This window comes from Pseudotabrizicola sediminis (assembly GCF_004745575.1).
Taxonomy (GTDB): Bacteria; Pseudomonadota; Alphaproteobacteria; order Rhodobacterales; family Rhodobacteraceae; genus Pseudotabrizicola; species Pseudotabrizicola sediminis.
The window spans coordinates 24644-38310 of sequence record NZ_RPEM01000017.1 but is presented as its reverse complement, the minus strand read 5'-3'; the positions used below and the strand labels follow the sequence as shown (position 1 = coordinate 38310).

Genomic DNA, 13667 nt, shown 5'->3' with positions numbered 1-13667 from the left:
TTCTACAAATGCACCCCGTCAAAAATGGGGGGATTACCCCACACTGTTTGAGCTTTAGCGGGAGTGCGCCTTTTTCGGCTGCGCATCCGCCCCAACAATTTCGCTCCCTCTTGCTTCCACAGTGCTTCCACGAGTTTGGCAAACGCAAACGCCGCCCCGGAGGGCGGCGCATAAGCATTTGATAACACGTAATAATTTGGTTGCGGGGACAGGCAACCGCCGTAGCCTACCTGAACTACGATGCGCGGTTTGACCTACGACCCCAAGGTTATGAGGCGGACCACAGGGAGAACATAAGTCCCTTAAATTTCGACCACTCACGCACCAAGCCATTGATGTCAGATGATTAATTCGCGGCCCTCGACCGCAGCCAACGGAAGTGGATGTAGCCCAAACGGTAAAGCAAGTAAGTTATCAGGTTAACCTATTGTTGACCCGAAATTTCGTTTCAGGCAGTCGCTATCATGGTTCCCGACCGACGAACACCGCGCTGACCCTATCCAGCACACCCGTGGATTGCCCCTCAGAGGCCGTCCAGCTGAAGTCGAGGAGCGGTTTCGGCTCGAGCCCGGATTTCATCAAGCTTGCCTTGCGGTTGGGTGTAGAACAACTCCTCGATTGACGCGATGCCAAGGTAGTCCGGAATGCTTTTGTCCTTGGCGCTCTTGTCACCGATGGCCTGCTTGGCTTCGATCCACGACGGATCGAGTTCCTGGGCCCAAGCCTCAGCAAGCTTTTCGAGTGCAGGCAGGGTTAGGTCGCCGAAAATCGATCGCCCGCCATCGTCCACTACTTGGCCAGAAAGAAATTGGGCAAGGGATGCGAGGATCGAAACTGTCCTCGCTGGCCGGATATCCCAGTGGATGAGATTAGGCAGGGTCTCGGCAAGGCTCGCCAGAAGGCCGGAGACCTGATCAAGCCGTGGCGACTGTAAATTTAGCCCGCGGCGCTTCGTCTCTTTTAACGCAGCGACCAGATGACGCCCAGCCTCGGCCTTATCTCCACTGATCTCGGTCTGGTCAGCAACTTCCCTGAGAAGAAGAAGGCGAGGCGCTTGTCTGTCTTCGCGCAGTGTCAGAATTTACCGATAAGGTTCAGGAATATTCCGTCGCGATTGGTCTCAAAGCTGCACAGATCATCTCCCAGCCCGCCGCCGGGTTACAGAACTCGGGATCAAAAACATAATAGCTGGTCATCGCCGTGAACCGCGCATTCACATCGCGCTGTTTGCCAATTCTAACCTTGTCGACGGCCGTCTTCATATTGTCGTAGATGCCGCGACCGGGCACGCCTTCGAGGACGCGAAAGGCAACCGAGCAGTCTGTGCCGGTGATCGGTCTGTCGGAAAAGACGAGCTACGGATCAGTAGTTCCCCGCGCGGTGCCTTGCGCAAAAGATCCTTTGCCATAGGCCGGCTCTGCAAACATGGCGGCGATCATTGCAAATGCTGCGGAGACAACCGGCACATCAGGCGCGTCGCTCGACCGTGCGAGAATGACAGGTTCGCGCGCGGCAGGATCGCTGATCGCAACCGTGGCTACCTTCGCCCCATCATAGGCCAAGCTACCGGGAGGGCGGGTATAGCTGATCCCCACACCCTCGCCGTTGGCGGCAAGGCTGCGCATAATTTCAAGTGACCGCACCCGATGCACAACCAAGGGCGAAAGGCCGAGGCCGCGAAAAAGCTGCAAGGCATGGCGATTGGACAGCAGTTCGTCAAACAGGATCAAAGGTTCGAAAGCAATATCCGCGAGCGTGATGTCAGGGCGTCGGGCCAGTGAATGCCCGGAAGCAAAAAAAGCAAAAGGCGACACCTGCGCCACGGCGCTGCGCGATACCGTCGAATCCAGCCCCAGATCATAGGTCAGGGCAAGATCGATACGGCCCTCCCGCAAATCGCGCGAGAGTGTTTCGAAATCGGCAATTCGCCAGGTGACGTCAACGCCCGGCAGAAATTCACGAAGCCGGCGAAGGATCGGCGCAAGGTGACATGGTGCCAAATCATCAAAGCAACCTATGGCGATGGAGCCGTTCACCCCCTGCCGGATCGCTTCGGGATCCTCCAGACGCCGCGCCATTGCCAAAAGCGCCTCTGCCTCGACGACATAGCGCCTGGCAAATGTTGTGATGCGCAGCGGCGTGCCCTTGCTGCGCACAAACAGTGTCTGCCCAAGAATGTTTTCAACCTGCGTCAGCGCGACCGACAAAGAAGGCTGCGAAACATTGAGCACAGCAGCCGCAGCCGACAAGCTGCCCTCCCGGGCTATGGCGACCACATACTCCAGCTGGCGAAGTGTAAGGTATAGCACTGCACTAAGACTACATTAGGTAATCATTATTTGAAACTAACTCAACTTCGCATCAGGGTCCAGTTGCCCACATTAAGGAATTCCCAGATGCCTCACCCCAGCCTCAGCCAGAACGACATCGAGACTTTTCAACGCGACGGGGTTGTTCTGATCCGGGGACTTTTTAAGGAACACGTGGAAGCATTACGTTTGGGCGTCGACCGCAACATGGCCGAGCCGGGCCAATACGCCTCGGAAAACTTGAAGCCCGGTGAGGGTGGGCGGTTCTTCGACGACTACTGCAACTGGATGCGGATACCCGAGTTCGAGCTGGTTATCCGCACCTCAGCCGCTGCAGAAGTCGGTGCCGATCTCATGGGATCTTCCACTGTTCAGGTGTTTCACGATCATGTGCTGGTCAAGGAACCGGGCACCTCAAAGCCGACACCATGGCACCAGGACGGCCCCTATTACTTCGTCGAAGGGCATCAGACGATCAGCTTCTGGTCGCCGCTCGACCCGGTCAACGAGGCAAGCCTGCGCTGCGTGGTCGGATCGCACAGATGGGCCAAGCCTGTCTTGCCGACCCGGTGGCTGTCGGAGGAAAACTTCTATCCCGATCCAGACGCCTATATGCCCGTGCCCGATCCCGATGCAGAAGGCATGGAGATCCGGGAATGGCAGATGGAGCCAGGCGATGCAGTTGCCTTCCATTTCGGCACGCTGCACGGTGCGCGTGGCAACCAGACCGCAAACCGACGCCGCGCGTTTTCGCTCCGTTTGGTGGGCGACGACGCCCGCTATGTCGATCGTCCTGGACGAACCTCCCCCCCTTTCCCCGGCCATGGCATGCTGCCCGGCCAGAAGCTTCGCGACGATTGGTTCCCTGTGATCTGGTCGCGCTAAACGCGGCGCGGTGGCCCGACAGACAGCCGGATGTAATAGGTATCACAACCTGTTGGCCGCACCGTCTTACGGGGGCAAATGGCTCTGTTGCAACAGAGCCGCATGGCGAGCTGCGCCGAGGTCAGGCGAGCCGCGCCGGCGCCGGAGTGACTCTGCTCCATCACCATGTAGTAGGGGCAACCCTCGGCCGTCCCAAAGAAGCAGCTTCAGCCTGTCGCCGCGACGCCCGCGAATGGCGAAGACCGCACCACTCGTCGGCTTCTGCCGTATAGTATTCTGCGCAAAGGCCGCCGTGCCTTCGATCCCTTCCTCATATTGGTCACGCCGCAGGCCAGATAGACCCTAACGCCGGTGACGGGTTCGATTACGCGGTTTCCAAAATACGGATCCGCCGCGTCAGCGTGCCCGCATCCAGCAGCGTGTCGAAGTGCAGGCAGCGACCATTGGCCAGTTGCAATTCGATCTTGGAAAGGTGCGGCACCGCCGGCAAACCGAAATCTTGGACGCATTGCCGCAGATGAGCAGTATAGCCGCCTGCATTTTCGGCGCGAGTTACGGGTCTAGGCGTTATCGCGCCTACTCCAGCAATGGTCTTTCCAGACCTTTCCGGCGACGGATATCTTCTGGATCAAACTGCTCGTCCGGGCCGTTGTCGTTCGGGTCTTCATCCAACGGGTCATTGCCCGGCAGCACATTGCCCTCTTCATCGGCGTTCAAGGTGTCATCCTGTGGCCAGGGCAGATCGTCTGAGCCCTGATCAAAGACTGGAAGTTGGTCCTTAAGTGGGTGATTTTCCGGCTCGGGCGGGGATTTCGGGAACTGTGCCATCGGGTTGCTCCTGTGCATGGTCTGCTGGGTAAAGCCCAAAGGCGGCACGGTGGTTCCCCTTCGCCTGTCGATCAGCTGCTTCCGCGTGGTCATGCCATCCTACAGTTTCTGACAGGGAAGATCCGGAACACGGCAGAGAGAGGTCTGTGATGCCCATTTCGGAAAGGACGAAATGCCCTCGGCCACCAACCGCTCGCGCGCTTCCCGCCAGGTCTTACCTGGTCGGAACGCTTGTGCGATGGCCAGGCTTTCCTTGACAATCAGGCCGCCGACACTGAATGGCATCCGGTATTTCATAGGCGTAGCGTTTCGGCGCGGGGTTTGACCCCACCTGTCAACGGCAGAGTAAAAGTGGGCCAAAGGGCAGCGCAGGAGAGTAACGCATAATTGCCCCACACATTGCGGTACTCTCCTCATTGTCTCACAGATTGGTCTCTCCCCCTGACCTGAGCGCAGGATCGCCGATGTCTGCGTTGGCCTCTATGCGTAGGACTGGTCATCGACATAGAGCCTCGGCACAGATCAACGCCCAAGGTCTATCCCATCTCCCAGACGCCATTAACCCACGGGGTACCCTTAACGCTTACCCATCAACAGAACCACTGTTACGTATATATTGTTTCTGCTCGCCAAGGCCTTCGACACCGAGTCTGACAGTCTCGCCGCCGTGCAGATACCGCGGCGGTTTCTGCCCCATGCCTACGCCGGGAGGTGTGCCTGTCGTGATGACATCACCTGGCTGCAGGCTCATAAATTGGCTGACGTAATGCACAATATGCGCAACACCGAACACCATTGTCCGTGTGGAGCCATCCTGATAGCGGCGGCCATCCACCTCTAGCCAAAGCGACAGATCCTGAGGATCATTCACATCATCTGCAGTAACGAGCCATGGCCCAATCGGTCCGAACGTGTCGCAACCCTTGCCCTTGGTCCACTGGCCACCACGTTCGATCTGAAATCCGCGTTCACTAACGTCATTGACGACGCAATATCCTGCGATGTGATCCATTGCATCGGCTTCGGTGATGTTTTTGCCTGGCCTTCCGATCACGACGCCAAGCTCAACTTCCCAGTCGGTCTTTTCGGAGCCGACCGGCACGAGAACGTCGTCATTCGGTCCACAGATCGAACTTGTCGCCTTGAGGAATATGACTGGTTCTTTGGGAACAGGCAGATTAGATTCGGCTGCATGGTCCGCATAATTGAGCCCAATACAGATGAACTTGCCGACCCGACCCACACAAGGGCCAATCCGTCCTTCAGGTAGCACGGGCAGCGCCGCTTTGTCAGCTTTGGCAATGATCGACAGCCCTTCCGGTGTCAGCACATCACCAGCAATGTCTTCCACCAGCCCACTCAGATCGCGCAGCGTGCCGTCGTCCTCCAAAAGCGCAGGCTTTTCCGCACCCGCATCACCAATTCTTAGGAGTTTCATGGTTTTTCCTTCAGTAAGTTGCCCGCCCACCCGAAAGGTCGAAGACCGAACCGGTGGTGAATGAATTTTCAGCGCTGACCAGCCATGTGATCATGCTCGCGGCCTCATCGACTTCGAGGAAACGGCCCCGCGGGATTTTCGACAGCATATAGTCGATATGCGTCTGTGCCATCTGGTCAAAGATGCGGGTCCGCGCCGCAGCTGGTGTCACACAATTGACCGCAATATTGGCGCCGGCAGTTTCCTTTCCGAGCGACTTTGTCAGAGCGATAACTCCGGCCTTGGAGGCGGAGTAGGCGGCGGCATTCGGATTGCCCTCTTTGCCCGCGATTGAGGCGACATTCACGATGCGCCCGTAGCCGCGTCCGATCATCCCTTTGGCGATTGCCTTGTTGAGATAAAAGACCCCATTCAAGTTCACATCAATGATGCGCCGCCACTCTATTGGGTCGTAGTCTACGACCGGTCCGTTCGATCCGGCAATACCGGCGTTGGCAACGAGGATGTCGATAGGCCCGAACTCTGCCTCTGTCGCGGCACAGGTCGCGACAACTGCCTCTTCGTCGACCTGATCAACCATACGGTATTCGGCATTTTCTCCCAGATCTCCGAGTGCGACGTTCCCTTCGACCTCGTCTCGGTCCCAGATCGACACTCGCGCACCGCTGGCAATGAGCCGATGCGCGACTGCAAGCCCAATCCCCTGTGCGCCTCCGGTAACGACTGCAGTACGTCCGTTAAGATCAATGGTATTCATGATGAAGCTCCGATGTTGATGAAGTCTTATTGTCCGTAACCGCCGAACATGCGCGGCACGAATAGCGTCACAGACGGCACGAACATGATGATCAGCAGGCCCAGCAGGATGATTGCGAAGTAAGGGAAAAGTGGTCGCATAACCTTGGCGTAGTCCACCTCGCCGATCTTGCAGGCCAGCAAGACTATAATGGCCACAGGCGGTGTGATCGAACCAAGTAGAACTGAGATCACGGTAACCATCGCGAAATGGATTGGGTCGATCCCGTAAACCATCCCTATTGGGGCCAGTATCGGGGTCACCAGTATCAGGGCCGAAATGGTCTCAATGAACATGCCTAGACACAGGAGAGCCACAACGATCAGCAATAGCGCGAGATGTCGGTTTTCCGTTAGATTTCCGAGACCCGAAGCAAGCTGCGCAGGAAAACCTTCGCGGGCGATGATCCAGCTGAACAGAGCGGCACCGCCAAGAATGATCAGGATAGAGGATGTCGATATGGCCGCGTCGCGGATGAAACCGATCGTATTTCCGACATGGAGCTGCCGTGAAACCGCTCCATAAAGCAGGCCGTAGACCACCGCGAGTATTCCAGCTTCGGTTGCGGTGAAAAACCCGGACTGAATACCTCCGATGATCAGTAATGGCATGATCAACGCAGGAACAGCCGTTTTGAAGCTTGACCAAACCTCACTACGCGGTGCGCGCGGATGTCGGACAGCGCCGATATCATCGGCACGATACCAGGTATAAGCCATGAGAAGCGCCGCGATGACGAGACCTGGCAATATACCGGCAAGGAAGAGAGTGCCTATCGACAGTCCGGTCATAGCACCATAAAGCACCATAAGCAGGCTCGGGGGAATAATAGGTCCAAGGATCGCGGAAGTGGCCGTGATTACGACCGACCATTCAGGCTTATAGCCTTCGCGTTTCATCGCAGGAAGCATCATTGAGCCGACAGCAGACACGTCAGCCGCTGCAGAACCTGAAATTCCCGAAAAGAGAACTGACGTCAGAATATTGACCTGACCCAAGCCGCCACGCACGTGCCCAATCAGGGACTTGGCAAAGCGCACGATAGCTTCGGTAATGCCGCTCACATTCATGAGGTTGCCAGCGAGAATAAACAGCGGGATCGCCATGAGGGGAAAACTATCGAGCGATGAAAAAAACCTTTGCGGCAGAATCAGAAGCGGCACGTCACCCCCCCACGCCAAAACAACCACAGCGCTGAGCCCCATCGAGAAGGCAATCGGCACACCTAGCAGCAGCAAAATGGCAAACAGGCCGAAAAGTATGGCAATGGTCATATCATTTTTTTCCGGTTTGTAAGTCGATGGAGCCGTCGTCGGCTGCAATGTTTTTGTGAACCGAGGGGCGGACCACCAACGCTATACATCCGAGGAAAGCCCCGATCGGAATGGCGGCATATATCCAGGCGCGGGACATGCCGAGTGTCGGGGACATGGAACCGGCTGATCGGCTAGTAAAACTCCAGCCATACCACCACAGCACAGCTAAGAAGATTACCGACATGACCGAGGCCAGTTGAAACCGCCAAGGGGATATCTGTGGAGAATAGGCAAAGAGATCTACAAGAATCTCTTGTCTCCTATAAAGGACGACCGGAACGCCGATCATGACGCTCCAGACGAGAAGGGTCCGCACCACTTCTTCAGTCCAGAATAGACTGTACCCAGGGATGAAGCGCACGACGACCTGCGCGAATACCAATACCATCATGACGCTGAAAATGACCACGAGAACAGCGGCAAGCACCCTCATCACGATATCGGCCAATTTACGCATGTCGTCGCCCCCTTATGGTTTTATTGCGCTTCGTAGATGGCTTGAAGCGTGTCCGCTGCGCCCGCACGCTCTGCGAATAGATCTCGCAGCGGAGCCAGAGCTTCGCGGAAGGGCTCCTGATCGACCTCGTGAACTTCGATCCCGCCTTCGCGCATCAGATCGAGCCAACCGCTTTCACGGTCTGCCCATTCTTCGCGCTGCAAGGCAGCCACTTCTTCAGCAGCTTCGGTGATTATCGTGCGGTAATCGTCGGAGAGGCCGTTGAGGAATGTGTCGCTCGTGACAAAGCTGCCATCAAAGAAGATATGCCGCGTCATCGACAGGTGGCCTGCAACTTCGTAGATCCGCTGGCCGTAAGCAAACTCTGGCGTCCCCTCCATCGCGGCGACTACTCCAGCCTGCATAGCTGTATAGATCTCGGGTCCAGGGATAGGTGTCGGCTGAGCCCCGAGCGCGGCAAAAGTTTCCACAAAGACGGGCGATTCAGGCACCCTGATCCGCAGTCCCTGAAAATCGGCGGGTGACAGTATGGGTGCCTCGGTTGTGTAGGTGTCCCGATATCCCGCCTGAATCCAGTTCAGGACCCGCAGATCCGCCGAGTTAGCAAGCTCTTCCGCTAATCCCGTTCCAATCTCGCCCGTCACCACCGACGCCCAATGGGCAGGATCCCGATACAGGTAAGGCAGTGTGAGGATGCCGAAAGCGGGCACGTAATTGGCATAAAGTCCGGACTCGCCATAAGCCATTTCCAATGTGCCAAGCTGAACAGATTCGATGAGTTCACGTTGGCCGCCCATTTGTCCTGCAGGCAAAATCTGTACCTTCAAGGCGCCTGCGCTGCGATCCTGCACAAGTTCGGCGAAACGCTCCGCTGCAATGTGCTGCTCACTATCCGTGGGCAAGTGATGCGCCAGTCGAATGGTCTGTTGTGCAGTTGCCGGACTGATAAACGCTGCGCTTCCTAGCAGTGCAACGCTCAGCATGGCCAGTCCGCGCCGGGTCAGGGGATTATTGATAAAATGTTCCATGGTTTCCTCCCTAGGATTACTTTTTAGTGGTCGTATGGTCGGTTGAGATCAAGGTCGGGCGAGAGCCGGACCCCAAAACCGGGGCGATCAGGCACCTTCATGCGGCCATTCACCGGAATCGGCTCATCCAGCAGCATGGGCGAAAACATCGGCACGACTTCGTCGGCCTTCGGTGCCATCATCAGGAACTCGCTGAACGGGCTGTTGTGGCGCGTGATGACGAAATGATAGCTGTAAACACTCGAGCCATGCGGCACGACCATCTTGTTATGCGCATCGGCCAGAGCCGATATCTTGAGCAATTCCGTCAAGCCACCGCACCACCCCACATCAGGCTGCAGAATGTCGCAACATTCCATCTCCAGAAGGAGACGGAAGCCCCAGCGCGTTGCCTCGTGCTCGCCTGTTGTTACCATCATCCCGCGTGGCACATTGCGGCGCAGTTCAGCATAGCCCCAATAATCGTCAGGCGGCAGAGCCTCTTCGATCCACTTCAGGCCATAGTCATGTGCAGCTGTCGCCAGCTTGGTGGCATAGTTCACATCCAAGCTCATCCAGCAATCAAACATGAGCCAGAAGTCTTCGCCCACCGCGTTTCGCATTTTCTCAAGTCGGGTGAGTTCGGCCACCATGCCGTCTTTGCCTTGTGCAGGGCCGTGCTGAACGGCCATCTTGCCTCCGATGAAGCCCATATCCTTTGCAAGGTCAGGGCGAGCGCCGGTCGCATAGAACTGAAGCTCATCCCGCACTGGACCGCCGATCATCGCGTAGACGGGTTCCTGCCGCACCTGTCCGAGCAGGTCCCAGAGCGCAAGGTCAACGCCGGAGATCGCGTTGAGAACAATGCCGCGCCGTCCGTAATAGAGCGTACCGTTAAACATCTGATCCCACATGATTTCGATGTCGGTCACCGGACGCCCCTCGCAAAACCGCGCAAGATGCTTTTCAACGATGAAGGCACCAATCTCGCCACCTGTCGTGACAGCAAAGCCGGTCACCCCGGTGTCGGTTTCGATCTCGACCACAAGGGTGCCAAGCACGTTGATGCCAAAACTCTGGCGGCTTTCACGATAAGCCGGATATTTTGACATGGGCGTTGAGATATTGTCGTCAATCCAGTGATCGCGCCCCTGATCATGATAATCGGCTCCGCCGCCCCGCACCGTAAAAGCGCGCACATGTTTAATGATTGGAACTGCCACACACATTCTCCTTCTCTAAAGGAGAGCGGGCGTCCCGATGCGCCAACACATGCACATCGAACGATCCGGCCCTCCTCTGCCTGATCTCTGAGCAGATTACGAACAAGAGTGATGCTTGACTAATGAAGAATTTTGCTGATCTGATCGCAAAATACGATCGGGAGAGGCATTCATGACGCGCGCACTGGTGGCCCGACTGCGACTGCGGCACTTCTCACTAATCAGGGCGCTGAATGAACAGCGAAACATGCACCGTGCCGCTGCAGTGCTCAACATGACGCAATCAACCGCTTCCAAGCTTCTCAAAGACATTGAGACGATTATGGGTGCAGAGCTTTTCCATCGAGAGACAAGAGGGATGGCACCCACGGATATTGGCGTGGAAGTGGCGCGTTTTGCCGAAGAAATCCTGAACAGGATCGAGCGGTTCTCAGCCGAATTCGAAACGATGCTGGCGGGTGGTCATGGGATGCTGGTTATCGGCGCAATCATGGGCGCAGCACCGGACCTCGTTGCCAAAGTCGTCGCGGAAATGAAAGCGGAAAGACCCTTGCTCACTATCCGAATGCTGGGAGAAACGAGCGACAACATCTTGGATATGTTGGAAACAGGTGAAATCGATATCGCTGTCGGGCGATTCAGCGCTACCCGACAGCAAGCCCTCTTCAACTTTGAGCATCTGAGTGAAGAGCCCCTCGCCTATGTCGTGCGGCGCGATCATCCACTATCCGGAACGGTCACACCACTCCTACTTGATGTCCTTCATGACCTTCCCTGGATCTTGCAGCCTGTGACGACACCCACCCGCCAGATCCTCGACAAGACATTTGCCGATGCCGGCCTTACGACGCCGAAAAACCACGTTGAATCTGTGTCACTGTTTGCAATCCTCCATCTCATCCAAACCAGTGATGCGATCAGCCTTCTACCAGTGTCAGTCGTGCGCGATCATCTCTTGGCAGGCCTGATAGCGCGGCTTCCGGCGATAGTGGAAACGACAGTGCCCGGTTTTGGCATTCTGACACGTCGCGACACAATGTTGACGAAGGTAGCCGAAGTTTTTGTACACAAACTTCGTGTCGCTGCAGTTGAAAACAATAAGCTCACTCGGAAATAGATCCCTTGTCACTAAATTTGATGATTAGGGAGGCTCCGCAATGTTTGGCGAAGCGGGCACCACTGTCCGTCCGTCCGCAGAACTGACGACGCAATGGGCGACGCTGTCGGAAGAAGACAAGGCCATGCCCAGCGTGATTGCATGTCCTACAAGGAGCAGTCTGACAGCGCGGCCGGGACCGCCGAGGCAACCAGATACACCACCGCTGGCACCACCGCAACGGCAGACGGCAGCACAACGACGAGCATCGCCACCGACACGACCGCTGCGACGGGAACCGCAGAACCGGCCACCGCCGCGACCTCCGCAAACGCGACCGCACCGCTGAACGTGACCATGGAGCAGATGGAAGAAATCTGCGCCGCAACCAAAGACATGTGAAGAAACGGGAAGGCGCATGCAAGTGCGCCTTCCTGCTCTATCCGCTCAGGTCTCCCGCCGCTGCCGGGGTTTAAGCATGTAAAGCCCGCCGGTTAGCATCGCCGCTCCCCAAGCGAGGAACCCAAGATCCCACCAAAGCCATTGATGCGGCAGCACCGTTTCGTTGACATGGTGAATGCCAAGAAGGTGGTGGTTGATCACGCCCTCGACCAGGTTGAATATCCCGAACCCTATCAGCAGGCTGCCGGTGAAAACCCGTCCCGACAGGGTAAACCCCGGTTTGCGCGCCTGTCGCCACAACAGGAAAACCCCTGCCGCAACAAAGACATACGCTGCCGCGTGAAACAACCCGTCCGCCAGCGTGTTGAGCTGCAGATTGACAAGCGTGATGGGCGGATAGCTGCAACTCAGCATGTGATGCCATTGCAGGATCTGGTGCAGAACGATCCCATCAAAGAACCCGCCAAGCCCCAGACCGAGCAGAATGCCCGGAGCGACCGACCTCCGGCTGTGCGCCGGGGGGACAGGACGGGCACGCGCCGGGCGCGGTACAACTGCGCGGGTCATCCGCCCGGACGCAGGACAACCTTGATCACGCCGTCCTCCTTGTCGCGGAACTTCTGGTACATTTCGGGCGCATCCTCCAGCGAGGTGGTGTGCGTCACCACAAAGCTGGGGTCGATCTTGCCGGCCTCGATTATCTTCAGCAGCGGTTGGGTGTAGGCCTGCACATGGGTCTGGCCCATTTTGAACGTCAGCCCCTTGTTCATCGCGGCCCCGATCGGCAGCTTGTCCCCCATGCCGACATAAACCCCGGGGACCGAGATCGTGCCGCCCTTGCGACAACTGAAGATCGCCTCGCGCAGGACATGCACCCGATCTGTCGCAAGCCCGACCGCAGCTTTGGCCTTGTCCATCACGGCGTCGACCGCGCCATGCCCGGCCGCCTCGCATCCGACGGCATCAATGCAGCTGTCCGGGCCGCGACCCTTGGTCCGGACCATCAATTCGTCATAGACGTCGCATTTCGAGAAATCGATGGTCTCGGCTCCGCCCGCCTCGGCCATCGCCAGCCGTTCCGGCACCTCATCGATGGCAATCATGCGGCCAGCCCCCATCATCCGCGCGGCGCGGATAGCGAACTGGCCCACCGGGCCGCAGCCCCAGACCGCGACGGTATCGCCATCCTTGATCTGCGCATTTTCGGCGGCCATATAGCCGGTCGGAAAAATGTCGGACAGGAACAGCGCCTGTTCATCGGTCAGGTTATCCGGCACCTTGATCGGCCCCACATCGGCCATCGGCACCCGCAGATACTCGGCCTGCCCGCCGCTGTAGCCGCCCAGCATATGGCTGAACCCAAACAGGCCCGCCGGGGAATGCCCCATCGCCTTGATCGCCATTTCCGCATTCGGATTGGTCCGGTCGCACAGCGAAAAGAGGCCCTTCTGACAGAACCAGCACTGCCCGCAACTGATGGTGAAGGGCACGACAACCCGGTCACCGACCTTCAGGTTCGTGACCTCGGACCCAAGCTCGATCACGACCCCCATGTTTTCGTGGCCCAGAATGTCGCCACTTTCCATCGTCGGCTGATAGCCGTCGAACAGGTGCAGGTCCGAGCCGCAGATCGCGCAGGCCGTGATCCGGATGATGGCATCGCGCGGGTGCTCGATCTTCGGGTCCGGAACGGTATCAACGCGCACATCACCTTTGCCGTGCCAGCAGAGCGCGCGCATCTAATGCGTCCCGCTAAGGATGCAGCCTAAGCGGCGTGACGGGAGAAGGTCCGTATTCAACATCGTTGTTATCCTTCGGTTCAGGTCCTGTCTGAGGGGATGCGGGATCGCCTTGCCGCCCCCCTTGCCTGACAGAAAACCGACGGATCAGCCGTTCGTTCCTGAGAGCGA

General features: G+C 57.5%; 17 protein-coding genes and 1 pseudogene. 3 read left to right on the top strand and 15 right to left on the bottom strand.

The window, feature by feature from the left end; all coding sequences use genetic code 11:
* Window positions 1–523: 523 nt before the first annotated feature.
* The 3 genes and pseudogenes from EEB11_RS17680 to EEB11_RS17670 form a co-directional block, all read right to left on the bottom strand.
* A complete protein-coding gene (locus EEB11_RS17680) occupies window positions 524–790 on the bottom strand; it encodes a hypothetical protein (RefSeq protein WP_135433665.1) in 267 nt (88 codons plus the stop codon).
* Window positions 791–1139: 349 nt separating this feature from the next.
* Window positions 1140–1310 (bottom strand): annotated as a pseudogene (locus tag EEB11_RS17675) (IS21 family transposase); the annotation flags it as partial.
* Between the two features lie 45 nt (window positions 1311–1355).
* On the bottom strand, window positions 1356–2309 hold the full coding sequence (locus EEB11_RS17670) for a LysR family transcriptional regulator (RefSeq protein WP_135433663.1): 954 nt from the start codon (window positions 2307–2309) through the stop codon (window positions 1356–1358).
* An 87-nt stretch (window positions 2310–2396) separates the two neighbouring features.
* Here EEB11_RS17670 and EEB11_RS17665 point away from each other — a divergent pair, with 87 nt between their 5' ends.
* Window positions 2397–3194 (top strand): phytanoyl-CoA dioxygenase family protein, encoded by a 798-nt coding sequence (locus EEB11_RS17665; RefSeq protein WP_135433661.1) that lies wholly within the window; start codon window positions 2397–2399, stop codon window positions 3192–3194.
* A gap of 66 nt (window positions 3195–3260) precedes the next feature.
* Here EEB11_RS17665 and tnpB read toward each other — a convergent pair whose 3' ends face one another.
* The 10 genes from tnpB to rhmD all read right to left on the bottom strand — a co-directional run bounded on the left by tnpB (window position 3261) and on the right by rhmD (window position 10259).
* Window positions 3261–3497, bottom strand: coding sequence for an IS66 family insertion sequence element accessory protein TnpB (gene tnpB / locus EEB11_RS20390; protein WP_354002109.1), 237 nt, complete (start codon window positions 3495–3497; stop codon window positions 3261–3263).
* A 61-nt stretch (window positions 3498–3558) separates the two neighbouring features.
* Window positions 3559–3684 (bottom strand): hypothetical protein, encoded by a 126-nt coding sequence (locus EEB11_RS20265; RefSeq protein WP_280950289.1) that lies wholly within the window; start codon window positions 3682–3684, stop codon window positions 3559–3561.
* 86 nt (window positions 3685–3770) lie between these two features.
* On the bottom strand, window positions 3771–4022 hold the full coding sequence (locus EEB11_RS17655) for a hypothetical protein (RefSeq protein WP_135433659.1): 252 nt from the start codon (window positions 4020–4022) through the stop codon (window positions 3771–3773).
* Between the two features lie 99 nt (window positions 4023–4121).
* Complete coding sequence (locus EEB11_RS20490) at window positions 4122–4307, bottom strand: hypothetical protein (RefSeq protein ID WP_245298983.1); 186 nt, start codon at window positions 4305–4307, stop codon at window positions 4122–4124.
* A 298-nt stretch (window positions 4308–4605) separates the two neighbouring features.
* Window positions 4606–5460, bottom strand: coding sequence for a fumarylacetoacetate hydrolase family protein (locus EEB11_RS17645; protein ID WP_135433655.1), 855 nt, complete (start codon window positions 5458–5460; stop codon window positions 4606–4608).
* Between the two features lie 10 nt (window positions 5461–5470).
* Window positions 5471–6217: an SDR family NAD(P)-dependent oxidoreductase gene (locus tag EEB11_RS17640; RefSeq protein ID WP_135433653.1), complete on the bottom strand. Its 747-nt coding sequence runs from the start codon at window positions 6215–6217 to the stop codon at window positions 5471–5473.
* Between the two features lie 26 nt (window positions 6218–6243).
* Window positions 6244–7530 carry a TRAP transporter large permease gene (locus EEB11_RS17635; RefSeq protein WP_135433651.1) on the bottom strand — a complete coding sequence of 429 codons (1287 nt, stop codon included), beginning with the start codon at window positions 7528–7530 and terminating at the stop codon, window positions 6244–6246.
* Window position 7531: 1 nt separating this feature from the next.
* Entirely contained in the window at window positions 7532–8029 is a 498-nt protein-coding gene (locus tag EEB11_RS17630) for a TRAP transporter small permease (RefSeq protein WP_135433649.1), read from the bottom strand.
* 20 nt (window positions 8030–8049) lie between these two features.
* Window positions 8050–9057, bottom strand: coding sequence for a TRAP transporter substrate-binding protein (locus tag EEB11_RS17625; RefSeq protein WP_135433646.1), 1008 nt, complete (start codon window positions 9055–9057; stop codon window positions 8050–8052).
* A gap of 23 nt (window positions 9058–9080) precedes the next feature.
* The gene (gene rhmD / locus EEB11_RS17620) at window positions 9081–10259 is read right to left on the bottom strand and encodes an L-rhamnonate dehydratase (RefSeq protein WP_135433644.1); all 1179 of its coding nucleotides are present in this window, start codon (window positions 10257–10259) and stop codon (window positions 9081–9083) included.
* Window positions 10260–10431: 172 nt separating this feature from the next.
* Between rhmD and EEB11_RS17615 the strand changes: the two genes are divergently transcribed.
* A complete protein-coding gene (locus EEB11_RS17615; RefSeq protein WP_135433642.1) occupies window positions 10432–11376 on the top strand; it encodes a LysR substrate-binding domain-containing protein in 945 nt (314 codons plus the stop codon).
* Between the two features lie 141 nt (window positions 11377–11517).
* Complete coding sequence (locus EEB11_RS17610; protein WP_135433640.1) at window positions 11518–11757, top strand: hypothetical protein; 240 nt, start codon at window positions 11518–11520, stop codon at window positions 11755–11757.
* A 45-nt stretch (window positions 11758–11802) separates the two neighbouring features.
* Here the strand turns inward: EEB11_RS17610 and EEB11_RS17605 are convergent, their stop codons facing one another.
* Both EEB11_RS17605 and EEB11_RS17600 read right to left on the bottom strand, forming a co-directional pair.
* Window positions 11803–12324, bottom strand: coding sequence for a DUF2243 domain-containing protein (locus EEB11_RS17605; RefSeq protein WP_135433637.1), 522 nt, complete (start codon window positions 12322–12324; stop codon window positions 11803–11805).
* The gene (locus EEB11_RS17600; RefSeq protein WP_135433635.1) at window positions 12321–13496 is read right to left on the bottom strand and encodes a zinc-dependent alcohol dehydrogenase; all 1176 of its coding nucleotides are present in this window, start codon (window positions 13494–13496) and stop codon (window positions 12321–12323) included. Before EEB11_RS17600 ends, EEB11_RS17605 begins: the two co-directional genes overlap by 4 nt.
* Window positions 13497–13667: the final 171 nt, after the last annotated feature.

Coding starts and splice junctions, on each gene's coding strand:
- EEB11_RS17605 (WP_135433637.1), bottom strand. CDS start 12,324: ATGACCCGCGCAGTTGTACCGCGCCCGGCGCGTGCCCGTCCTGTCCCC.
- EEB11_RS17630 (WP_135433649.1), bottom strand. CDS start 8,029: ATGCGTAAATTGGCCGATATCGTGATGAGGGTGCTTGCCGCTGTTCTC.
- EEB11_RS17640 (WP_135433653.1), bottom strand. CDS start 6,217: ATGAATACCATTGATCTTAACGGACGTACTGCAGTCGTTACCGGAGGC.
- EEB11_RS17665 (WP_135433661.1), top strand. CDS start 2,397: ATGCCTCACCCCAGCCTCAGCCAGAACGACATCGAGACTTTTCAACGC.
- EEB11_RS17610 (WP_135433640.1), top strand. CDS start 11,518: ATGTCCTACAAGGAGCAGTCTGACAGCGCGGCCGGGACCGCCGAGGCA.
- EEB11_RS17655 (WP_135433659.1), bottom strand. CDS start 4,022: ATGGCACAGTTCCCGAAATCCCCGCCCGAGCCGGAAAATCACCCACTT.
- EEB11_RS17615 (WP_135433642.1), top strand. CDS start 10,432: ATGACGCGCGCACTGGTGGCCCGACTGCGACTGCGGCACTTCTCACTA.
- EEB11_RS17635 (WP_135433651.1), bottom strand. CDS start 7,530: ATGACCATTGCCATACTTTTCGGCCTGTTTGCCATTTTGCTGCTGCTA.
- EEB11_RS20490 (WP_245298983.1), bottom strand. CDS start 4,307: ATGCCATTCAGTGTCGGCGGCCTGATTGTCAAGGAAAGCCTGGCCATC.
- EEB11_RS17645 (WP_135433655.1), bottom strand. CDS start 5,460: ATGAAACTCCTAAGAATTGGTGATGCGGGTGCGGAAAAGCCTGCGCTT.
- EEB11_RS17625 (WP_135433646.1), bottom strand. CDS start 9,057: ATGGAACATTTTATCAATAATCCCCTGACCCGGCGCGGACTGGCCATG.
- EEB11_RS17600 (WP_135433635.1), bottom strand. CDS start 13,496: ATGCGCGCGCTCTGCTGGCACGGCAAAGGTGATGTGCGCGTTGATACC.